The organism is Luteibacter sp. 9133 (assembly GCF_000800155.1).
GTDB classification, from domain to species: Bacteria; Pseudomonadota; Gammaproteobacteria; order Xanthomonadales; family Rhodanobacteraceae; genus Luteibacter; species Luteibacter mycovicinus.
Genome location: NZ_JUHO01000001.1, coordinates 881,115 through 903,815, shown reverse-complemented (window position 1 = coordinate 903,815; position 22,701 = coordinate 881,115). Strand labels below are relative to the sequence as shown.

The 22,701-nt window shown below is 66.4% G+C and carries 17 protein-coding genes; 11 read left to right on the top strand and 6 right to left on the bottom strand.

Annotated elements, in window-relative coordinates; genetic code table 11:
* The first annotated feature begins 24 nt into the window (after positions 1–24).
* The gene (gene ptsP, locus FA87_RS03730; protein ID WP_043692526.1) at positions 25–1,779 is read left to right on the top strand and encodes a phosphoenolpyruvate--protein phosphotransferase; all 1,755 of its coding nucleotides are present in this window, start codon (positions 25–27) and stop codon (positions 1,777–1,779) included.
* Between the two features lie 245 nt (positions 1,780–2,024).
* Here ptsP and FA87_RS03725 read toward each other — a convergent pair whose 3' ends face one another.
* Positions 2,025–4,496 carry an acyl-CoA dehydrogenase gene (locus tag FA87_RS03725; RefSeq protein ID WP_043692524.1) on the bottom strand — a complete coding sequence of 824 codons (2,472 nt, stop codon included), beginning with the start codon at positions 4,494–4,496 and terminating at the stop codon, positions 2,025–2,027.
* A 63-nt stretch (positions 4,497–4,559) separates the two neighbouring features.
* Positions 4,560–5,435: an alpha/beta hydrolase gene (locus FA87_RS03720; RefSeq protein WP_043697337.1), complete on the bottom strand. Its 876-nt coding sequence runs from the start codon at positions 5,433–5,435 to the stop codon at positions 4,560–4,562.
* Between the two features lie 140 nt (positions 5,436–5,575).
* On the opposite strand from FA87_RS03720, the gene FA87_RS03715 reads away from it, so the two are divergent.
* From FA87_RS03715 to FA87_RS03695, 5 genes are all read left to right on the top strand, one after another.
* A complete protein-coding gene (locus tag FA87_RS03715; RefSeq protein WP_036115672.1) occupies positions 5,576–6,166 on the top strand; it encodes a TetR/AcrR family transcriptional regulator in 591 nt (196 codons plus the stop codon).
* A 126-nt stretch (positions 6,167–6,292) separates the two neighbouring features.
* Positions 6,293–8,083: a phosphoenolpyruvate carboxykinase (GTP) gene (locus FA87_RS03710; RefSeq protein WP_043692521.1), complete on the top strand. Its 1,791-nt coding sequence runs from the start codon at positions 6,293–6,295 to the stop codon at positions 8,081–8,083.
* 189 nt (positions 8,084–8,272) lie between these two features.
* Positions 8,273–8,827 carry a sigma-70 family RNA polymerase sigma factor gene (locus tag FA87_RS03705; protein ID WP_036115678.1) on the top strand — a complete coding sequence of 185 codons (555 nt, stop codon included), beginning with the start codon at positions 8,273–8,275 and terminating at the stop codon, positions 8,825–8,827.
* Positions 8,824–9,246 (top strand): hypothetical protein, encoded by a 423-nt coding sequence (locus tag FA87_RS03700; RefSeq protein ID WP_043692517.1) that lies wholly within the window; start codon positions 8,824–8,826, stop codon positions 9,244–9,246. The genes FA87_RS03705 and FA87_RS03700 overlap by 4 nt, the downstream gene beginning before the upstream one ends.
* A gap of 24 nt (positions 9,247–9,270) precedes the next feature.
* Positions 9,271–10,179, top strand: coding sequence for a DUF4097 family beta strand repeat-containing protein (locus FA87_RS03695; protein ID WP_043692515.1), 909 nt, complete (start codon positions 9,271–9,273; stop codon positions 10,177–10,179).
* A gap of 1,011 nt (positions 10,180–11,190) precedes the next feature.
* Here FA87_RS03695 and FA87_RS03690 read toward each other — a convergent pair.
* The gene (locus tag FA87_RS03690) at positions 11,191–12,150 is read right to left on the bottom strand and encodes a hypothetical protein (RefSeq protein ID WP_043692512.1); all 960 of its coding nucleotides are present in this window, start codon (positions 12,148–12,150) and stop codon (positions 11,191–11,193) included.
* Positions 12,151–12,416: 266 nt separating this feature from the next.
* Here FA87_RS03690 and FA87_RS03685 point away from each other — a divergent pair, with 266 nt between their 5' ends.
* Positions 12,417–15,296, top strand: coding sequence for an EAL domain-containing protein (locus tag FA87_RS03685; protein ID WP_043692510.1), 2,880 nt, complete (start codon positions 12,417–12,419; stop codon positions 15,294–15,296).
* 7 nt (positions 15,297–15,303) lie between these two features.
* On the opposite strand, the gene FA87_RS03680 is transcribed toward FA87_RS03685, so the two are convergent.
* On the bottom strand, positions 15,304–16,230 hold the full coding sequence (locus FA87_RS03680) for an Hsp33 family molecular chaperone HslO (protein ID WP_239708965.1): 927 nt from the start codon (positions 16,228–16,230) through the stop codon (positions 15,304–15,306).
* 107 nt (positions 16,231–16,337) lie between these two features.
* Between FA87_RS03680 and mtgA the strand changes: the two genes are divergently transcribed.
* The 3 genes from mtgA to FA87_RS03665 are packed head-to-tail and all read left to right on the top strand — an operon-like array spanning position 16,338 to position 18,535.
* Positions 16,338–17,078 (top strand): monofunctional biosynthetic peptidoglycan transglycosylase, encoded by a 741-nt coding sequence (mtgA, locus tag FA87_RS03675; RefSeq protein ID WP_043697334.1) that lies wholly within the window; start codon positions 16,338–16,340, stop codon positions 17,076–17,078.
* 8 nt (positions 17,079–17,086) lie between these two features.
* A complete protein-coding gene (locus FA87_RS03670; RefSeq protein ID WP_052191131.1) occupies positions 17,087–18,064 on the top strand; it encodes a glycosyltransferase family 2 protein in 978 nt (325 codons plus the stop codon).
* A gap of 42 nt (positions 18,065–18,106) precedes the next feature.
* On the top strand, positions 18,107–18,535 hold the full coding sequence (locus FA87_RS03665) for a CBS domain-containing protein (RefSeq protein ID WP_036115694.1): 429 nt from the start codon (positions 18,107–18,109) through the stop codon (positions 18,533–18,535).
* Here the strand turns inward: FA87_RS03665 and FA87_RS03660 are convergent.
* Positions 18,525–19,820 carry an MFS transporter gene (locus FA87_RS03660; protein ID WP_081996455.1) on the bottom strand — a complete coding sequence of 432 codons (1,296 nt, stop codon included), beginning with the start codon at positions 19,818–19,820 and terminating at the stop codon, positions 18,525–18,527. The genes FA87_RS03665 and FA87_RS03660 overlap by 11 nt on opposite strands.
* Before the next feature lie 225 nt (positions 19,821–20,045).
* Between FA87_RS03660 and FA87_RS03655 the strand changes: the two genes are divergently transcribed.
* Positions 20,046–21,407, top strand: coding sequence for a serine hydrolase domain-containing protein (locus FA87_RS03655; RefSeq protein WP_052191130.1), 1,362 nt, complete (start codon positions 20,046–20,048; stop codon positions 21,405–21,407).
* Between the two features lie 123 nt (positions 21,408–21,530).
* On the opposite strand, the gene FA87_RS03650 is transcribed toward FA87_RS03655, so the two are convergent.
* Positions 21,531–22,568 (bottom strand): energy transducer TonB, encoded by a 1,038-nt coding sequence (locus FA87_RS03650; RefSeq protein WP_043692507.1) that lies wholly within the window; start codon positions 22,566–22,568, stop codon positions 21,531–21,533.
* Positions 22,569–22,701 lie beyond the last annotated feature (133 nt).

The following is a 22,701-nucleotide window of genomic DNA, read 5'->3' as shown; positions in this document are numbered from 1 at the left end:
GCCGCCGCACAGGACGAGCCCCCCATGAGATACGTGCTGACCGGCACGCAAGCCGCCCGGGGCATGGCCCTCGGTCGCGCGCGTCTGGTCCAGCCGAGCATCTACGCCGTCGACACGCGGATGCTCGAGGACAACGAAATCGCTCCCGAGATCGAGCGCCTGCACAAGGCGATCGATACCGCCCGCACGGAGTTGCGTGAGCTGCGCGGCAAGCTGCACGGCGCGCTGGCCCGCGAAGTCGGCGATTTCATCGATGCGCATAGTCTGCTGCTCGATGACGAGGAGCTACTGCGCGGTCTTGACGAACTCGTCGCCGTCGGCCACTACACCGCGAGTGCCGCGCTCAAGATGCAGCGCGATCGTCTCGCGGCGGTGTTCGACGCCATGAACGACCCCTACCTGAAAAGCCGCGGCGAAGACATCGACCAGGTCATCGGCCGGGTAATGTCCGCTCTGCTCCAGCAGTCCAGCCGTGAAGAACGCAAGCTGGCCGCCCGCGTGGGCGAGATCATCGTCAGCGATACCGTCGCGCCAGCGGACATGGCCAGCATGGCGGGACAGGGCATGCTCGGCGTCATTGCCAGCGCCGGCAGCATCTACTCGCACAGCGCGATTCTCGCGCGCAGCTTCAACCTGCCCATGCTGGTCGGCACGAAAGACGCGCTGGCGACGATCAACGACGACGACCTCGTACTGATCGACGCCGAACACGGCGAAGTCATCGTCCATCCCACCGCGCAGGATCTCGCCCGCTACCGCCAATGGCAGCGTCAGGCTGCCGCCGAGGGCCGTCGTCTCGCCGCGCTGGCAACCGCGCCGACGCTGACCCGCGACGGTGCCCATGTTCGCCTTTACGCTAACGCGGAGCTTGCCGGCGACATCACCCTCGCCCGCTCGCGCGGCGCCGACGGCGTCGGCCTCTACCGTTCGGAATTCCTCTTCCTGCGCCAGCGCGGCCTGCCTTCGGAAGAAGAACAGTTCGTCGCCTATCGCGACGTCGTCCTCGGCATGGGCGGCCTCCCGGTCACCATCCGGACGCTCGACCTCGGCGCCGACAAGGCCGACTCCGCCGGACTCGCGATCCGCGGCGAAGACAACCCGGCACTCGGCGTACGCGGCGTTCGTCTGTCCCTGCGCTATCCCGACATCTTCAGCGTGCAGCTGCGCGCCATTCTGCGTGCCGCCTGTTACGGCCCCGTGCGCATCCTGGTACCGATGATCACCCACCTCGGTGAAATGACCGAGGTGCGACGGCTGATCAAGAAAGCACGCGAAGACCTCGCCCGTTCCGGCCAGGAATTGCCTGAGCGCATCGATATCGGTGCCATGATCGAAGTGCCGGCCGCCGCCATCGGCGTCACCTCGATCCTCGAAAAAGCCGACTTCCTCGCCATCGGCACCAACGATCTGGCCCAGTACGTGCTCGCCGCCGATCGCAACAACGATGCGCTCGACGGCATCTACGATCCGCTGCAGCCAGCGTTTCTGCGCCTCATCGCGCATGTCATCGCCAGCGCCCGCCGCGCGAAAAAACCGGTAAGCCTGTGCGGCGAAATCGCGGGCGACACGCAGTTCACCGCGTTGTTGCTGGCGATGGGGCTGGAGGAATTCAGCATGCACCCGGGACAATTGCTGCAGGTCCGCGACCGGCTGACGCAGCTGGACTGCCGTGCGCTGCGGCGTGCGGCGCCGCGCCTGTTCCGTGCGCACACTCGCGACGATGTCGAAGCGCGCTTGCAGGAAGTCGAAGCGCTGCAGGACGGCTGCGCCAAAAGCTAGGCGTTGCCACAGTCCTGTGTAGGAGCGAGCCTGCTCGCGACCCGACATCGCATCATTCGGGGACTCTAAGGGCTCGGCTGCGCCATCGCTTTCGTACTTGCGCGCTGACGCAAGGGAGCCGGCGACTCCCCTGCCGCAAGGCGATGCTTTGAGGCAAATGCGAGGGCAAAGCCGAGCCCGCTTCCACCAAAACAAAAAAAGGCCGCGATCCCTCGCGGCCTTTTCCGTGAAGCGATGCGAACGACTTATGCCGCGCGCACCTTCTTCATCGCTTCCGCATTGCGCACCACGTTCGCACGCAGCTGTTCGCTGTCGAAGTCATCGACCGAGATGAACTCGGCGACGCCGTCACGGACACGCTGCAGCAGATCGCGCTCCGCAGCGTTGATGGCGCCCAGCTTCTCGGCTTCGGCGAGCTGCTCGTTGTAGGTGTGAGCCTTCAGCTGACCACCCTTGAGCGCCTTGACGAACTTGCGCTCCACCGGCTCGGCGGCGATGACGTCCGGCAGCAGCGCGTTCATGCGACCGACGGTGTTGTTTTGCGTTGGCGTCAGGTAGCTCCACGTGGTCAGACGATCGCGGGCTTCGCTGGGCGCCGTGATCAGCGCGGCGACGCGACGGCCGAGGCGATCCGACGGCGGCACTTCGCGACGACCGAACGGGAACACCAGCGCACGCAGGAGCCAGGCTACCGGGCGGACCGGGAAGTTGCGGATCACGCCGTCCAGCGCCATCTGCATGTTCCAGACGCACTGGTGGAACGCCCAGGCCAGCAGCGGACGATCCGCTTCCGGACGGCCCGTGTCTTCGTAGCGCTTGAGCATCGCGCTGGCGATGTAGAGGTACGAAAGCACGTCACCCAGACGGGCCGACAGCTTTTCCTTGAACTTCAGCTTGCCACCCAGCACGCCCATGGCGACGTCGGCGCAAAGCGCCAGCGCGGCGGAGTAACGGTTGAGCTTGCGGTAGTAGCGACGGGTATACGCATCGCCCGCGGTGTCGCCGATCTTCGCCGCGGTGATGCCCAGCACGAAGCTGCGGACCGCGTTGGAGAAGCCGAAACCGATGTGACCGAACAGCGCCTTGTCAAAGGTCTTCAGACGCTCGCGATAGTCCGCGATGCCGAGGGCCTGCATTTCCTTCAGGACATAAGGATGGCAGCGGATGGCACCCTGACCGAAGATCATCAGGCTGCGCGTCATGATGTTCGCGCCCTCCACCGTGATGGCGATGGGCACCGACTGCCAGCCGCGACCCATATAGTTCTTCGGACCGAGGATGACGCCCTTGCCGCCGTGCACGTCCATCGCGTCGGATGCGATCTGGCGGCACCATTCCGTGGCGTGATACTTCGCGATCGCCGACGGTACGGCCGGCTTCTCACCGCGGTCGACCGCCGCGGCCGTGGCACGCGACAGCGCCTGCATGGCGTAGGTCAGGCCGCCGATACGGGCGAGTGCTTCCTCCACACCTTCGAAACGGCCGATGGCGAGGCCGAACTGCTTACGCATACGGGCATAGGAACCCGTCGCCGAGACCGCCATGCGCGACGCGCCCGTGGCGTTGGACGGCAGCGAGATGGCGCGACCCACCGACAGGCACTCGACCAGCATGCGCCAGCCCTGGCCAGCCATGTGCGGACCGCCGATGAGGACGGACAGCGGGACGAACATGTCCTTGCCGTGCACCGGACCGTTCTGGAACGGGGTGTTGAGCGGGAAATGGCGACGACCGATTTCCAGCCCCGGGGTTTCGCGCGGCAGCAGCGCCAGCGTGATCCCGAGGTCTTCCTTCTCACCCAGCAGCTTGTCCGGGTCGTACATGCGGAAGGCCAGACCGACGATGGTCGCGACCGGCGCAAGCGTGATGTAACGCTTGTCGAAGGTGAGGCGGATGCCGACGGTTTCTTCGCCGTTCCACGTGCCCTTGGTGACGATGCCGAAATCCGGAATCGACGTGGCGTCCGAACCTGCGTACGGGCCGGTCAGCGCGAAGCACGGGATTTCACGGCCGTCGGCCAGACGCGGCAGGTAATGATTTTTCTGCTCGTCGCTGCCGTAGTGCATCAGCAGCTCGCCCGGTCCGAGCGAATTGGGCACGGCCACGGTGGAGGCGACGGTCTGCGACATGCTGGACAGCTTCTGCAGCACGGCCGAGTGAGCCAGCGCGGAGAAGCCCAGGCCGCCGTAGCTCTTGGGAATGATCATGCCGAAGAACTTGTTCTTCTTGATGAACTCCCAGACGTTCGGCGGCAGGTCGGCCAGTTCGTGGGTGATCTGCCAGTCGTCGATCATGCTGCAGAGTTCTTCGACGGGGCCGTCGAGGAAGGCCTGCTCTTCGGTCGAGAGTTCCGGCTTCGGCTGGCGGAGCAGTTCCGACCATTCCGGCTTGCCGGAGAACAGCTGGCCTTCGAAACCGACGGTGCCGGCTTCGAGCGCGGTCTGTTCGGTATCGGACAGCTTCGGCGTCACCTTGGCGAACATCGACAGCAGCGGCGCGCTGATCTTCTTGCGGCGGAAATCCACCATCAGCAGGGGCGCGGCGATGAGCGCCAGCAGGATGAGCAGCACGACGGTGGTCACCGGCGCGCCGGCAAGCAAGCCGACGACGACGATGGTGACACCCGTGGCGATGGCCCACGTCTTCAGGGACGTGCGGTGGTAAGCGCAGGCACCGGAGGCGATGAGCGCCGCCAGCACAACCAGGATCGCAGACATCGGAATCACCTCGTTACAGTCGAACAGTGGAAACAGCGGATAGACAATGCGTGAAACGGTGGATCAAAGCTCGAACATGAAGCGCGCGATCTCGCGGGTGAACGCGTCGTTCGCATCCCCGGCGACCATATGGGTCGCATCATGCAGTGCCACGTGACGCGCATGCGGCACGAGGCGAAGGAATTCTTCCACGGTGTGGCTGGAGACGACGTCACTGCGCGTACCGGAAAGCAGCAGCACGGGGACGTCGACGTTGGCGGCGGCCTCGAAAAGCCGCGGCTGGTAGCGCTCGCTTTCGGCCACCACGCCGTCGAGCAGAGCCGGATCCCAGTGCCAGCGCAGGCGTCCGTCGCTACCCGGCCGCAGCAGCGGCTTCAGCTGCGACTCCGTCTTGCGCTCGCGGCGCTGCGGCAGGTACGCCTCGATGGCCGAGGCCGCCTCGTCGTAACTCGCGAAACCGTCAGGTTGCGCACGCATGAAGCCGAGGATACGTTCGACCCCGGCGGTTTCCCAACGGGGCGTGATGTCGACGAGAACCAGCGCCGAAAACGGCGACGTACCGCCGGACTCGCCCGCCGCGATCAGGCCGAGCAGGCCGCCCATCGAGGCACCGACCAGGACGGGAGGCCGGCCGTCCGGCGAGGTCGCCACGCCGGCCACCGCAAGCAGGTCGCCGACGAACTGCTCCATGTGGTATTCGCCTCGCGGGACGCGCTCGCTCTCGCCGTGGCCCCGGGCGTCGAAGGTGGTCGCATCGAAGCCCTGCGCCGCAAGCGTACGCGCCGCGCCGGTCCAGGCGTGCCGGGTCTGCCCGAAGCCGTGAGCGAACAGCAGTCCTGGCGAGCGTTCGCCCGGCCAGCGCTCGGTCGCGAGCACGATCCCGTCGATCGAGACGAGACTCGCCTTGGCGGAACTGACGTGGACGGGATCGGCAACCATACGGCGGAGTATGTAGCGGGTCGCCGGGTGCGTCAATACGCCCGCGTACGGTCATGCAATAACAGCCAAGTCAAGGTCTTATGCAGCATGCACCGAAGGGCACGGATTGCAAACGGCGACGGCTCCGCTACCATGCGCCGATGAACGACGGTGCCAAGAACGAACGAGTCCGCCTCTCCGCCGAAGACTGGGAAGACGGCGCCCTGGCCCTTATCGCCGAGCAAGGCGTCGGCGCCCTCGCCGTCGAGGCGCTCGCGCGCCGGCTCGGCGTGACCAAAGGCAGCTTCTACTGGCACTTCCGCACGCGCGAAGCCCTGCTTCAGGCCGCGCTGGAGCGTTGGGAAGAGTACGGCGAACGCGAGGTGCTGGCCGAGATCGAGCGCATCCCTGACCCGCTGAAGCGCTTTCCGGAGCTCTTTCGCCGCGTGGCCCACGAGATGCAGCCGCATCGCGTCTACGCGGCCCTGCTCAAAGCGCTGGATCATCCGCAGGTGGTGCCGGTGATGTCGCGCGTGTCGCAGCGGCGTATGGAGTTCCTCACGCGGCTGTATCAGGAAGCGGGCCTGGATCCCGTGGTGGCGCTGCACCGTGCACGGCTGACGTATGCCGCCTATGTCGGGTTCCTGCAGCTCAACTTCACGCTGGGTCTGCCGCGCCTGAGTCATGAGGAGTTCGATGCGTATGTCGAGCACATGATTGCGACGTTGACGCCGGCGCATGTGAACGACTGAGGCGAGAGGGTCGCGCACGATGCGCGCTCCTACAGGGGTACGGCTCGATTTGTTGCGCCGTGCCTTGCCAATACCACGAAGCGCAAACTACTGTCTTCAGGGACTTTTACCTGGAGACCACAACGGATGCGTTCGAACGGCAGTTCTCTTGAAGCATTGAACCGATGGGTGGACGAGGTCGCAAGGCTGACCGACCCCGCCTCCGTTCGCTGGTGTGACGGCTCGGAAGGCGAATACGCCGACCTCATCCAGACGATGCTTGCCAGCGGCGATCTCGTGCCGTTGAACGAGGCGACCAACCCGCGCAGCTATCTGCATCGCTCGCATCCGTCCGACGTCGCGCGCGTCGAGCACCTGACCTTCGTCTGCACGCCGGACGAAGACGATGCCGGTCCGAACAATCACTGGATGGCGCCTGCGGACGCGCACGCGAAGATCGACGCCCTGTTCGCCGGCGCCATGCGCGGGCGCGTCATGTATGTAATTCCCTATTGCATGGGACCGATCGACTCGCCGCTGTCCCGCTGCGGCGTGGAGATCACCGACAGCCCGTACGTCGTCGCCAACATGCGGATCATGACGCGCATGGGCGCCCCTGCCCTGGCGCGGATCGAGCGCGAAGGTCGCTTCGTCAAAGGGTTGCATTCGACAGGCGACCTGGACCCGGAGCGCCGCTTCATCATGCATTTTCCCGAGGAGCTTTCGATCAAGTCGATCGGCTCCGGTTACGGCGGCAATGCGCTGCTCGGCAAGAAATGCCACGCCCTGCGCATCGCCAGCTATCAGGCACGTCAGGAAGGCTGGCTCGCCGAGCATATGCTTATCGTCGGCATCGAGAACCCGCAGGGTGAGAAGCACTACATCGCCGCGGCGTTCCCATCCGCCTGCGGCAAGACCAACCTGGCCATGCTGATTCCGGCCGAGGGTTACCGGAAGGCGGGCTGGAAGGTCTGGACCGTCGGCGACGATATCTGCTGGATGACGCCGGGTGCCGATGGGCGCCTCTGGGCGATCAATCCCGAGGCGGGGTATTTCGGTGTCGCACCGGGCACGAGCGCGGGCACGAACCCGACCGCGCTGGAGACGCTGGGACACGATGCGATCTTCACCAATGTCGCGCTGACCGCCGACAACCGGCCGTGGTGGGAAGGCCTCGGCGACGGCGAGCCGGCGACCGACTGGCAAGGGCGTGGGTTCGATCATGCCAATGGCCCTGCCGCGCATCCCAACTCGCGCTTCACCGTCGGCGCCAGGCAGTGCCCGAGCTGGGCGCCGGAGTCGGAGGACGCGGCAGGCGTACCCATCTCGGCCATCGTCTTCGGCGGACGTCGCCCCTCGCTGGTGCCGCTGGTCTTCGAAGCGAAAGACTGGGCGCACGGCGTACTGATCGGAGCGGCGATGGGCTCCGAAACCACGGCAGCGGCGACCGGTGCGGTCGGCGTGCTCCGTCGGGACTCCATGGCGATGAAGCCGTTCTGCGGCTACAACTTCGCCGATTACTTCGCGCACTGGCTTTCGTTCGACAAACCAGGCGCGAAACTCCCGCGGATCTTCCACGTCAACTGGTTCCGCAAGGATGGCGAAGGGCGTTTCATGTGGCCCGGTTATGGGGAGAACCTGCGGGTACTGGACTGGATGATTCAGCGGGTCGCCGGCAAGGCCGAGGGTGTCGAGACGCCGATCGGGGTGGTTCCCGCGAAGGCCGAACTCAATACCAACGGACTCACCGTGGCGCCCGCGACGCTCGACGCGCTGCTCCACGTCGATCTGGAGGGCTGGACGGAAGAACTCAGGGCGATCGACCTTTATCTCGATGGGTTCGGCGAGCGGATGCCGGCGCGGCTGAAGGCTGAGCGGGTACGCGTCAGCGAGGCTTTGCAGAAAGCCATGGAGACCCGGGAAACCGATGTGGCCTAGAGCCAGCGCCCTGTAGGAGCGCGCCTCGCGCGCGAAGGCCGCCCCCGACGCGGCCTGACTACGGCATGCCCTTCGCGCGCAGGGCGCGCTCCAGCGGTGGCGGCGTGGCCGCCCCCGTTAAACCGTTTTCCCCTTGCCCGCATCCAAGCTGGCAAGATGAATGCCCTATGCCTCGCCGCCACGTCCTTCATGCAGCCTGAGCTGCCCGTCGCATCGACCGATGACGACGTCGTACGCGCGGCGATCGGTGGCGACCGCAAGGCTTTCGAGACGCTGTACCGTCGGCACGCCGACCGGGTCTACGGCGCGGTACTGCGCCTGGCCGCCTTCGATCACGCCCGTGCGGAAGACCTGACCCAGGAGGCCTTCGTCCGCGCCTGGCAGAAGCTGGAAAGCTTCCGCTTCGAAAGCGCCTTCGGCACCTGGGTCTACCGTCTGGCCGTGAACGTCGCACTCATGTCCATACGCGCCCGCAACGCCGACCCCGTCACCATCATGGACGACGAACATCTGCCGGACATCACGTCCACCGACAATCCCGTCCGCGCCATCGAGCGCGACGAGCTGGAAAAGGCCATCGCGGCATTGCCACCGCGGGCCCGTGCGGTTCTCGTACTGCACGACGTGGAAGGCTGGAAACACGAAGAGATCTCCATCGAGCTGGGCATGGCGGTGGGGTCTTCAAAAGCACAGTTACACCGTGCGCGCGGGCTCCTCCGCCGCGCACTGGGAGAGACGCCATGAACGAACTCGACTATCTGCGCCAGATGCGCTCGCTCAACCGCCCGGTCACGCCGCATCGCGACCTGTGGGCCGATATCGACGCCCGCCTCGGCGAAGCGCCCGTAATCGCTCAGCCGCGTCGGCGTCGCGCACAGCCCTGGCTGATGGCCGCCGCCATCGCCGGTGTCGCGGTCCTGAGCGGCGGCGTCGGCCTTCATCTGGCCAGGCCCACCGGCAGCGATGGCATGGCCAGCACGACGCAGCCCTGGAAGCCGGCCGATCCGCGCCTGTCCGGCGCGGCGGTCGAACTCGACGCAGCCCACATGGAGCTCACTCAGGCCATGAAGGACTCCCCCGACTCTCCCGCGCTGCAGCGCCTGCTGCTACGTACCGAACGCCAGCGCGATCGTCTGCGCAATTTTGAAAAGCAAGCCGGCTAACGCGAACAGCCAGGACAAACCGCTATGAAAACGCTCTACCTCACTCCCCTGCTGCTGGCGCTCTCGATCGGTCAGGCATTCGCCTCGACACCGATCAACCTGTCGAAAGACATCCGTCCGACCGCGAAGGTAAGCATCGACAACGTCAAAGGCGAAGTCACGGTGACCGCCTGGGACAAGAATCAGGTGCAGGTCTCCGGCACGCTCGGCGACGGCGCCCGTCCGCTCGAGATCGAAGGCAACGACCAGAACGTCGACATCCATGTCGATGGCGACGAGAAGAAAGGCAACTGGTTCAGCTGGGGCAACGACACCCGCATGCAGCCCACGGTACTCAACGTGCGCGTGCCGCGCGGCGTCTCCATCGATATCAATGTCGTGAGCGCCCCCGTCAGTGTCGACGGCCTCGACGGCGGCAAGATCGACATCAACTCCGTGAGCGGTCGCATTCGCGCCAACCTGCGATCGCCGAACGTCAGCATGCAGACGGTGAGCGGCACGATCGACCTCGCCGGCCGTTCGGAAAAGGCCGAACTGCAGACCGTCTCCGGCGACATCACGGCACCTCAGGTCACGGAGCGCGTCGAGGCCCAGACGGTCTCCGGCCGCATGACGATCGGTGGTGGTCCATGGAAGGAAGCGAGCTTCAGCACGGTCTCCGGCGACACCCAGGTCACCGGTGGCCCGGCACGCGACGGCAAGATCAACGTCGACTCGATGAGTGGCGATGTCCAGCTGCAGCTGCCGACCGACACCTCGGCAAAGCTGGAGGCCTCGACCTTCAGCGGCGAGATCCGCAGCGACTTCGGCAGCCCGTCCAAGGGTGACGATGGTCCGGGTAAGGAACTGAAGACCACCCTGGGCGGTGGCAACGGTTTCATTCACGTCGAGTCGTTCAGCGGCGACGTGCGGTTGAGGGGCCAGGGGCGCTGAGGCGCTTCGATGGGTGAAGGACGGAGTTTGTCGGTAAAGGGCGGTGTTGTTTTACGGCTCGGCTTGTTTTACTGCGGCGTGTGGTGTCGCGTTGAAGAGCCGGCGGGTGCCACCCTCGCGTCCACGCCTGCGGCGACCCCATAAGGAAAGGCCGCTACCGCGGCCGTGTATCAATGGCCTTCGGCCGGGTCGGGCTCCGACTGGGGGTTTTCGAGTCGGCTGTCCCTGCCTCCCCGAAAACGGCCGGTCATCCCTGACCGGCCCCCTGCGGGCCTCTTCCAGTCGGCGCCCTCGCCTGCGGCTACCGGACGCGAGGGTGGCACCCGCCGGCTCTTTCGGGGACTGAGGCAGCGTGGGGTCGAGCGGCGGTGCGCTTCGTTGGATCGGAACGCTCGCTTGCCTGAGCGCATCGCCTCGTTCGCCTTAGTGAGGCTGAGGGTTCGCGAACAGGGTTCGCTCCTACCGCACGGCGACCGCAATGGGGGGATACATGGCGGCCTGTAGGAGCGCGCCCTGCGCGCGAAAAGCCAACGAAGCGAAGAAGCCACACCCCGCTCGACCACCAACCCTCCTCGGTACACCAAAGAGACGGCGGGGGTGACCCTCGAGGCCGGTAGCCGCAGGCGAGGGCTTCGACTGGACAAGGCCGCGCAGGCGGGGCCGGTCAGGGATGACCGGCCGTTTTCGGGGAGGCAGGGACAGCCGACTCGAAAACCCCCAGGCGAAGCCCGACCCGGCCGAAGGCCATTGATACACGGCCGCGGTAGCGGCCTTTCCCTGAGGGGTCGCCGAAGGCGTGGCCTCGAGGGTCACCCCCGCCGGCTCTTACCGACCACACCGCACGCCGCGACAAAGCCAAACGCGATGGCGCAAGCCGAGCCGAGCCCAGCCATTGCCGCCAAGCCGGCCAGCCGACCAGCCGCCGCGGGATCGTCAGCACGGCCGGCGTCCACCGGATGGGCTGCCCTCCGCAGCGCCATAAACGAAGAACCCGCCTTGCGGCGGGTTCGTTCAGAGGTCCTGGTGGTACTGGACGTAAGGCGTTCGCGAGGAGTCGGGCTCTGGGCCCGCCGGGCTCGCGGGGGCGTTGCCCGAGGACCAGACGTTCTGTGCGCCGACCGAGAGCTCGCCACGCCATGGCAGGCGGAAGGTGACGCCGAGGTCCACCGCGCTCCAGCGGCGATCCGGGTTCAGGCCATTCACGATGTTGGCTTCCGGCTGCATGGTGCGGCCGGTGATGGCGCCCGACACGGAACCGCGGTCGACGCCGAAGCTCAGCGCTTTCTGGTCGACCGAACCGATGCCCAGCAGATTGCCCGGCAGCAGGCGGATGCGACCGACGCTGGCGCCGACGTCTATACCGCTGCGCGCACCGAGATCGACCCTGCCGTGAGCATTGAGCTCGGTGCTGGACGAAAGGGCGCTGATGGGAAGGCCCGATGCGGTCGACAGGCCCGGCAGCACACGCGGGAGCGCCGCGCCACCTCCCGTCGGACGGCTCGAACCGACGCCCAGACCGAGGCTGTAACCCGTGCCACGGTAGGTCGCGCCGACTTCGCTGCCGACAATGCGCGGCGGCGCACCCGGCGTGTAGCAACGGTTGTCGAGCCCACCCGGCGCCGCGGCGGCGCAGGATTCGGCCGAATTCGCCCAGCCCTGCCCGCTGACACTGGCGTGGGCCTGGAGCCGCGGGCCGAGATCGTACTGCAGGCCACTGGACAGGAAAGGGCCGGCATCGACCGCGTGGAGGGCCAACGGCTTGCTGGGATCGGCGCGATCGTCGGCCTGGACGGCGAGCATCCGGCCATCGGGGGCGCGCCACAGCGGCAAGGAACCCTGGCTCGTCTGCGCGTAGGCATCCGGCTGCTTGGCCAGCAGACGGGACGCCGTGGCGTCCGGACCCACCGACGCACTCTGACCTGCCGCGGCGAGCGGCATCAGAAGTAGCAACGTGAGTAAGGATCGGCGCATGTCGGGTCTGGTCGTAAGCGGCTGAAGGTTTCCTCCCCGTGCCCCCGCCTTCAGCCCGACGAGGACGGCTCGACTATACCCCGTTTTACTTTTTACTAACACCCCGGAGCGGTCGAGGTTCAGGAAAAAGATTACCTGCCGTTTAGTACGACAGGGGGAACCGCGGCGCGTGGGGCGCAACGGGTTCGGCAACCTGCAAGGGCCATCGCACGGTTGCGTTAACGCATATAGACTGGCCCGACCACGACCGGAATCTTCGTCAGGCGATGACCATAGCTCCATCCCAAAGCCCGACATCGCAAACACCCGGCACAGGGGAGGTCGAGCCGCTGCATGACGCCGTCGAGCGTCTGCTGAGAGCCGCCGATGCCGATGGGGTCCGCGACGAGTGCGAGGCATTCGCGCGCTGCCTCCTGCCCGACGCCCGGGTCTCCTGGCTGCGCGTCGACGACGCGCCGATGGCGGCCGGCACCACGCTCGACCTCGCTGTCGACCCGCAGTCAGGGCGGACGCTGGGCTTCGGCACCGACGATCGCGACGCCTCCGCCTCGATCGACATGGTGTCCTGGCTGGGCAGGCTTGCCTCCGCCCGGCTACGCCAGCTTGCGGAAACCGCGAATCTTTACGAGGCGATCTCGCGCCTGGCGCTGGCCGAACGGCTGCAACGCGCGCTCTACGCCATCGCCGAGCAGGCGGGTGCCGAGCACAACATGAAGGACATGATGAGTGCGCTGCACAGCATCGTGGGCAGCCTCATGTACGCCGAAAACTTCTTCATCGTCCTGTACGACGCGCAGAACCGGACCGTACGCTTTCCGTATTTCGTCGATACGGTCGACGACGACACGCCGGATCCCGAAGGCATCCGCCTGATCGACGCGATCGAGAACTCCCTGACCTGGCACGTGCTGCAGAGCGGGCGTTCGATGATGGGCGCCAGCTCCGAGCTGGAAAAGAGCCTCCCGGGTCCGCGCGTGGCCATCGGCCCGCCCAGCGACGACTGGCTCGGCGTACCGATGAAGCGCGGTGACGACGTGGTGGGCGCCCTGGTGGTGCAGAGTTACCGGGACGACACGCACTACAGCGAAAACGACCGCGAACTCCTTACCTATGTCGCGCAGCACGTGCAGACGGCGCTCGAACGACGCCAGGCGCACGAGGAACTCGAACGACGCGTGACCACGCGAACCGCCGCCCTGCGTGAGGCCAACCGCGTGCTGCGCCAGCAGGTCCTGCAGCGTCAGCGCGGCGAACGCCTGCAGGCGGCCCTGTTCCGTATCGCCGAACTGGCCAATACGTCGGACAGTATCGAGAACTTCTATGCCGCCGTGCATCGCGTCATCGGCGGCCTGCTCTACGCGCGCAACTTCTATATCGCGCTGCTCTCGGAAGACCAGAACAAGCTGACCTTCCCCTACTCCGTCGACGAACTCGATGGCGTGCGCGAGCCGCGCGAGCTGGGGCGTGGCCTCACCGAATTCGTGCTGCGTAACGGCAAGGCGCTGCTGGCCGATCGCGACGAGATCGACCGCCTCAATCGCGACCAGGTCCTTTCCACCAGCGGCGCGCGCTCACTGCACTGGCTGGGCGTTCCGCTGATCTGGAACGAGAAGTCGATGGGCGTGCTCGCGGTGCAGAGCTATTCGCCCGAACACACGTACAGCGCGCGCGACCAGGAATTGCTGACGTTCGTCAGCTACCACATCGCCAACGCCACGACCGAATCGCTGAAGCAGGCCTACGCCAGCCTCGAGCGACGCGTCACCGAGCGCACCCGTGCCCTGGCGCTGGCCAACCGTGACCTGCGCGAGCAGATCGCCGAGCGCGAACGCGTCGAACGCCGGCTGAAATACGAAACCCTGCACGACTCGCTTACCGGCCTGCCCAACCGCACGCTGCTCCTGCAGCGACTCGAGCAGGCGCTCAACCATTACCGCGAGAACCCCGGCGAACTGTTCGCCGTGCTCTTCATCGATCTCGACCGTTTCAAGGTGATCAACGACTCGGTCGGTCATCTGGTCGGCGACGATCTTCTCTTCCAGGTCGGCGGACGCGTGCGTGCCTGCCTGAAGACGCGCGATGTCGTCGCGCGTCTGGGCGGCGACGAGTTCGCCGTGCTGGTCGAGGGCATCACCGATCCGCAGGCGGCCACGCACATCGCGGAGCGCATCATCGCGCAGTTGCAGACACCCTTCCGCCTGGGCGCGAAGGAGATCTTCACCTCCGCATCCATCGGTATCGCGCTGCCGACGCCCGAATACACGCGACCGGAAGAACTGCTGCGCGACGCCGATTCGGCCATGTATCGCGCGAAGGACGAGGGACGCCATCGCGCCGCCGTCTTCGACGATCGCCTGCGCCGTGAAGCGCTTTCGCTGCTCGAGCTCGAGGGCGACCTCCGGCGGGCGATCACCCGCAATGAGTTCGTGCCGTTCTTCCAGCCGATCGTCGAATTGGCGACCTTACGCGTCGTCGGCTATGAGGCGCTGCTGCGCTGGCGCCATCCCGAGCGCGGCTTGCTTCCGCCCGGCGAATTCCTCGCGGTTGCCGAGGACACCGGTTGTTCGGAGGCGATCGACTGGCAGATCTTCGAGCAGGTGGCGCGGCAGGCCCGTGCGCTTACGCGCGACGAGGGCTTCATCAGCATCAACGTGTCGGGCAGTCATTTCCGCTCGGCCGATCTCGATCAGCGGTTGCTGGACCTGTTCGCACAGCACGGCGTACCCGCGCGCTGTATCCGCGTCGAGGTGACCGAGCGCGCGCTGCTGGAGAATCCGGCGCAGGTCAAACGTATTCTCGAGCACCTGCGCGAGCACGGTGTCGGCATCGCGCTGGATGACTTCGGTACCGGGTACTCGTCACTGAGCTATCTGCATCAGTATCCGATCGAGACGCTGAAGATCGACCGTTCGTTTGTCATCGAGCTTCCAGCGGAAGACGATCAGGCGCATAGCACGGCGGTCGTCCGGGCCATCCAGGCGCTGGCGGACTCGCTGCGCATGCAGGTGATCGCCGAAGGCATCGAAACCGAATCGCAGATGCGGGTACTGCAGCGTATCGGCTGCCGGTTCGGTCAGGGTTTTCTGTTCGCGCAGCCACAGCCAGCGAGCAAGTGGCTGGGAGCGCCACTGTCGCTGGATGCCTGAGCGCGGTTTACTGCAGCGTCGAGGGGGCGGGAGGGGTCTCGGCCTGCGTGAGCAGACGCTCGGCATCCACGCGATCGAACACATACCGCGTGGCGCAGAACTCGCAGATCACCTCGATCTCGCCGTCGCGATCCTCGAGGGTCGCCTCGACCTCGTCGCGCCCCAGCGCGCGTAACATGCCTTCCACGCGCTCCTGTGAACACGTGCAGCCAAACGCGAGCGGCTTCGGCTCGTACAGGCGCACGGTTTCCTCGTGATAGAGCCGGAACAGCAGCTCCTCCGGCCGCGTCGACAGCATCTCGCTGGCGCTCAGCGTCGCCGTCAGGTGACCGACACGCTCCCAGGCGTCGTCGTCCTGTTCAGCGGCGCTGTGTCCGCCCTCTCCCGCTACCGGTTGCAGGATGAGGCCAACCGCGTGCACGCCATCTGCCGCGAGAAGAATGCGCGCGGGCAGCTGTTCCGACCGCAGGAAGTAGTTCTCCAGCGCCTCGGCGAGGGACGACGTGTCGAGGTCGACCAGCCCCTGATAGCGGCCGCGGTCGATCTGGCCGATGGTGATGGCGAGCGCGGCGTCGGGCAGCTCGCTCAGATCGAGCTTGCCGTCCGTCACCGGCATGTCGCCGTCGTCGAATCGCGCCAGCCCGCGGAGGCGGCCCTTGTCGGTGCATTCCGCGAAGAGGAGGCGCAGCGCGCCCTGACTCTTGAACTCCAGGGACAGCGAGCCTTCGAACTTGACGTTGCCGGTCAGCAGCGCGGATGCCGCGACGGCCTGCCCCAGCGTGTCGCGAAGCTCCGCGGAGTAATCGACGCGCGAGGCGATGTCCTGCCAGCTGGCGCCGAGCCGCACGAGTACGCCGCGCACACCCGCCTTCTCGAGCAGGAAGCGGTGCAGCACGTCCTCGGACGCAAGGGTATCGACGATCGAATCGGTCACGGTGGCCTCCTGGTGATCCGACGGGAGATGGGGGTGGGTCGGCCCGGCGACAAGCCTGCATGGGCACAGGCCCTTTATACTGCGCCATCCTCCTTCCGCGTGCCCTCATGAGCCCGACGCCCCGCTCGCTGCCCCGCCGCATCGTCCATCTCGCCGGCCTGCTCATCGCCTCGTGGGTCGCACTGTCGGTCCTGGTGGTCTTCGTGCTGCGCTTCGTGCCGCCGTGGACCAGCGCGATGATCATGGAGCGCCGGGTGGCCGCGCTGGTCACCGGCGAGAGCGGCTTCACCTATCGTCACCACTGGGTGCCATGGGAGCGCGTATCGCCCCAGGTCGGCCTGGCCATGGTCGCTGGCGAAGACCAGAAATTCCCCTATCACCACGGCTTCGACGTCGATGCCATCCAGGACGCGATCGACGCGGCCGACGAGGGCAAGCGCCTGCGCGGGGCCAGCACGATCAGCCAGCAGGTCGCCAAGAACCTGTTTCTGTGGAACGGCCGCAGCTTCGTGCGCAAGGGCGCCGAGGCCTATTTCACCGTGCTCATCGAGGCCTTGTGGCCGAAGCAGCGCATCCTCGAGGTGTACATGAACATCGTGGAGCTCGGTGACGGCATCTACGGTGTGGGCGCCGCGAGCGACACGTTCTTTCACACCACGCCCGATCGCCTGGGTATGTCGCAGGCAGCCCGGCTTGCGGCCGTCCTGCCCAATCCCCGCCGCTTCCACGCCGAGGCGCCCAGCGCTTACGTCCAGCGGCGCGCGGCGTGGATCTCGCAGCAGATGAGCCAGCTCGGCGGCCCGGCCTACCTTACTCGCCCGGCCCCCGTCGCCGGTCGCGTACGCTGAGCGCCACCATGACGTATTCACTGGCCATCGTCGTCCCGGCATATAACGAAGCGCAGGTCATCGACGACTTCCACGCACGTATCGCCGCGGTGCTCGACGGGCTCGACGCGGACGCGCGCGTGATCTACATCGACGACGGCAGCCGCGACGAGACCTGGTCGCTGATTGAGCGCATCGCCCGGGCGGATGCCCGCGTCGTCGCGCTGCGCTTGTCGCGCAACTTCGGCAAGGAGGCGGCCATGACCGCCGGTCTCGATGCCGCGGATGCCGACGCGGTCGTCGTGATCGATGCGGATCTGCAGGATCCCCCCGAGCTCATCCCCACCCTCATCGCCCGCTGGCGCGAAGGCTTCGACGTCGTCTACGCGACCCGCGGCGAGCGCGACGGCGAGACGCGCTTCAAGAAGTTCACCTCGGCGGCGTTTTACCGCGTCATGGAACGGGTGGCCGACACACCGCTTCCGCGCGACACGGGCGACTTCCGCCTGCTCTCGCGCCGCGCGGTCGAGGCACTGCACGGCCTGCGCGAGCGCCAGCGATTCATGAAGGGATTGTTTGCCTGGATCGGCTACCGGCAGACCTCCGTGGTCTATCACCGCGACGCCCGCCACGCCGGTACGACCAAGTGGAATTACTGGCGCCTGGGCAACCTCGCCGTCGAGGGCATCACCTCGTTCTCCACGGCACCGCTGCGTATCGCCACCTGGCTCGGGGTGTCCGCCGCGGGCCTGGCCTTTCTCTACGGCGTATGGGTGCTGCTCAAGGTGTGCATCTGGGGCGACCCCGTACGCGGCTACCCCACACTGCTGGTGGTGATCCTCTTTCTGGGCGGCGCCCAGCTGCTGGCTCTGGGCGTCATCGGCGAGTACATCGGCCGTACCTACGCCGAATCCAAGCGCCGGCCGATCTACTACGTCGAGTCGCGTCGCGGCGCGCCCTCTTCACCTGATCGTTACCCTCGCCCGCGCGCACCCGGCGTAGACTGATCTCCTGGCGGCGGCACGCCGCGCGGCAGCGGAGAGTCGAGCATGCAGCAGGTCAAGCACCTCCTGGAAGGCAAGGGCAAAGCCGTCTACGCCGTGGCACCCGATGCCTCGGTCTACGAGGCTATCCAGCAAATGGCCGATAAGAACGTCGGCGCGCTCGTGGTCATCAAGGGCAGTGAACTGGTCGGCATCGTTTCCGAGCGCGACTATGCGCGCAAGGTCATCCTGAAGGACCGATCGTCGCGCGACACGCCAGTGGCCGAGATCATGACGGCCAGCGTCATCACGGTCGCCAGCGACGCCACGGTCGATGAATGCATGCGGCTGTGCACCGACGGACGACTTCGCCACCTGCCCGTGCTCGACGGCACGAGGCTCGTGGGCGTCGTGTCCATCGGCGATCTGGTCAAAGCCGTGATCTCAGAACAGCGCGAGACCATCAATCAGCTGGAGAGCTACATCACGAGCTAGACCGGGTCGCGTCGTCGCGTTGCTCGGGTAGCAGGTCGGGCGATTTCGCCGCACGCCGGCCCATCTCGGCCGCCACGCAGGCGAGACCCGCGGCGGTCAGGCCGATCGCCGTGATGCCCACACCCGCGCCACGTATGGCGACGAGTCCCGACGTCACCACCAAATCGCCGAAGCGCCAGACAGCGGTCTCGATGAAGTTCTTGCCCTTGTAGCGCACTTCGCGCGGCGTGCGGGTGTACAGCGCGTCGGACGCCGGCTTGGTCATGCCGTAGGTCATGCCGCGCGAGCCGACCAGCACGATCGCGATCACCGGCACCGTCCAGCCGAAGACGTGCAGGTCGATGAGTCCGAGTGCCGACAGGCCGAGCAGCAGCGCCATGTTGACGAGCGCCGGCAGAACCATGGCCCAGACCACGCCCAGCCCGCGCATGATCAGCGGGGTGAGCGTCAGCTGCAGCAAGGCACCGAAGCAATTGGTCCACAGATCGAGATCGGCATAGAAGGCCGTGCGTGCCGCGTTGTCGGCGAAATGTCCCTTGGTGTAATCCGCCATCAGCGTGTAGCCCATGGTGGCGATGCCGTCGCCAAGCAGCATCAGCACGAGCATGTACCGCAGGAACGGCTGCAAGAACGCCGCCTTCGCGCCTTGCAGGATCGAACCGCCGACCGGCGCGCCTTCGCTTTCATCGTTCAGGTCACGCCGTGCCGAGAGCGCGAGCAGTGCGCCCAGCGCCAGCAGCAGGAACGCCGCGGAGACGACGAGCATCGCGGGCACACCGAGGCGCTGGACGAGCAGCCGTGTCAGTAAGGGGCCGAGCAGCGCGCCCGCCATGCCACCGGCCGCGATGAACGGGAACATCAGCCGCGCCTGCTGGCTGCGGTAGACATCCGCCATGAAGCTCCAGAAGAGCGACACGACAAAGAGATTGAACACACTGACCCAGACGAAGAAGATCCGCCCCAGCGCCACCGCGCCGATGCGGTCCTGGGCGACGAAGGCCGGGATGAACGCGAGCATCGAAGCGGCGAAGAAGACGTAGCTGCTGCCGATCACCAGCTTGCGCGGAAATCGCGAGACCAGCCAGCCGAAGACCGGTGTCAGCGCCAGCATCACCACGAAGACGATCGCGTAGAACTGCGGCAACGACTGCGATCCGGCCGCGCCAGCGAGCTGATCGCGCACCGGACGGAGCACGTAGTACGACGTCATCACGAAGAAGAAGGCGATGACGGAGAGCGTGAGGGTCCTCGCTTCGTCCCTGGCGAAGGGTCGACGTTCGTTCACGGTGGGTCCGGGGTCGGCGGGATGCGCGAGAAGCCTAGCACGGCTCGCCGCGGGCACCGGATCGTGAAGGGGAACCGGGTCGTCGTTTGTGTGAAGTCTGCCGTCCGTTGTAGACAGCGATGAAGTACACGACAATGACCGCGACGATGATCAGAAAAACGATCCATCCCATGACGTTTCCCTCCCTTCGGCGTGTCCGTCACGCCTCGCTTTCGCGAGAATAGCATGTCGTTTCGATCCGCCTCCCTGCTGGCCTGTGCGCTCGCCTGCGCCGCCACCGCCCCCTTCGCCCTCGCCGCTCCGCCGCCGCAGAAGCCGCCGCAGAAACCCCCGGTCGTCCATGTCGACCCGACGTCGGAAAAGCTGCCTGCGGAGCGCGTGAAGGAAACGATCGAGAACTACAACCGCTGGATGGACGCGGCCGAAGCCCGCGACGCCGCCCCCGCGATCGTCACCGCCGTTATCGTCGACGACAAGGTCGTGTACGAGCGCGCCATCGGCTACGCCAACGCGAAGACGAAAGAAGCCGCCACACCGGAAACCGTGTTCCGCCTGGCGTCGCTGTCGAAAGCCTTCGCCACGGGCGTCACCGCCGTGCTGGTCCGTGAAGGCTTTCTCAGCTGGGACACCAAGCTGATCGACACCATTCCGTATTTCAAGCTCAAGGACATGGAGGCGGCGCAGCAGGCGACCGTGCGCGACATCCTCGGCCAGCGCCTCGGTCTGCCGCGCAACACGTACGACAACATGCTCGAGGCCGACGCTCCCTACGAGGAGCTCGTCCGCAAACTGGACGAGGTGGACCTCTCCTGCAAGGTGGGCGCGTGCTACGGCTACCAGAACGTCGCCTTCAGCATGATCGGCGACGTCATCTACGCCACCACCGGCGATTATTTCTTTCGACAGGTCGAACGCCGCATCTTCGCCCCGCTGGGCATGACCACCGCCAGCTACGGCCGCGACGCGCTCGAAGCCAGCAAGAGCTGGGCACGCCCGCATCGCGGCGGTCCGCACAACTGGATTCCCTACGAGCCCAACGACAGTTACTACCGTGTCGCCCCCGCCGCCGGCGTCAACGCCAGCCTGCGCGACATGGAACAGTGGCTGATGGCCCAGATGGGCGGACGTCCGGACGTCCTGCCGACGCCATCGCTGGACGTACTGCACGCGCCCGAGGTGGCCACGCCGTCGGAAGTTCACTCGCTGCCCTGGCGACGCGCGCGTGTCACCGACGCGCACTACGCGCTGGGCTGGCGCGTATTCAAGTACGCCAATGAAGACCTGATCTTCCATGCGGGCGCGGTCTCTGGCTATCGCACGATGATCGGCTTCTTTCCCAAGTATCACGCCGGCGTCGTGACCATGTGGAACGGTGCGGGTCCGGTCCCGGCGGGTCTGATGCCGATGGTGTTCGACAGCCTGCTTGGGCTCAACCACGTCGACTGGGCGGGTGTGGAAGGAAGCGTGCGCACGGCGCCGGTGGCCAAGGCGGCGCCTGCCACGAAAACCAAAGCGAAAGGCAAGGCGGCGCCAGTGAAGAAGGCGGCACCGGTCAAGGCGGTGAAGAAAAAGAAGAAGCCGGAGTAAACGAGGTTCCAGCTTCCGGGCTTTCACCAGGTTACGGCGACCGTGATCGTTTTCATACGACCTATAGCCCAAAAGAAACGGCCCCGAGGGGCCGTTTCTTCTTTGCGCGGCTGGTGTGGTGACTTACCGGCCGAGGTTGAACTGCAGGCGGCGGCGCAGGGTGACGGTCATCGGTTCGCCGTTGCGTGTGGCGGCCTTGTACTCCCAGCGGCTGACGGCGTCGATCGCGGAGCGGTCGAAGATATGCTTCGGCTGAGCGTCGACCACGTTGACGTTCGCAACGCGACCGTCGGGACCGACGGTCAGCTCGACGTCGACCCAGCCTTCCTGATTCGCACGCATCGCGGCGGTCGGATAGCGCGGGTTGACCTGACGGATAAGGACGGCATCGCTGATGGCCCCGCCCTCTGAGGCAGCCGGCGCGGCGGCCGGTCGTGCGACGGGTGCGGCGACGGGCACCGCCTGCTGCGCCTGAGCGACACGAGCCGCCTGCTCGCGTGCGGCCTGCGCGCGCTGCGCCTCGATGGCCGCGGCGGCCTGTTCGGCCTGTTCGGCCTGCTGACGCTGGGTGGCGGCGGCATTCTGCTGCGCGACCTGCTGAGCCTTCTGCGCATCGACCGCCTGCTGCTGCTCGCGGTCCAGCGTCTTGCGCTGTGCATCGAGCTTCGAACGCAGGATGGTCAGGGTGTAGTTCTCGGGATCGGCCTTGGCGAGCAGGTCGATCTCGCGCTGCGCTTCATTGAAGTCGCGCTGGTTGATCGTCTGCTCCGTCGCGGCTGAGCCGTAGGAGAAGGTCTCGCGCAGCGCATCCGCGGCGACCGGGTTGCCGGGCTGCTTCTGCAGCACCTTCATATAGAACTCGAAGGCATTGTTGCCCGCCGGGGCGACGAGGCGCTGCTCGTTCATGGCGGTACGCGCTTCGGCCAGCAGCTGGTCGACGCTGAGTGCATCGACGTTGGCCGGCGGGGCCACGCCGGTCGCGGCAGCCTTCTGCACCGCTACCGGCGCGGGCGTCTCCGCGGCGCGGGCGTCGCGGTAAGGCTTGACGATCAGGAACCAGGCCGCAACGGCGAGCGCGACGACGATGCCGATGACGGCGAGCGTCACGGGACTGACCGCGCCACGCTGGCGGCGATCGATAAAGGGTGGACGGTTATCCATGGCGGTCGTACGACTCCGCAAGGCGCGCGCCCCCTGATGGCTTGACGCGGCGGACCCCCCGTCCCCCGCAGCGCGATGTGGCGACAAGGTAACCGTAATGGCCGCGTGAATCCAGCGCGACGCCCTAGGAGCT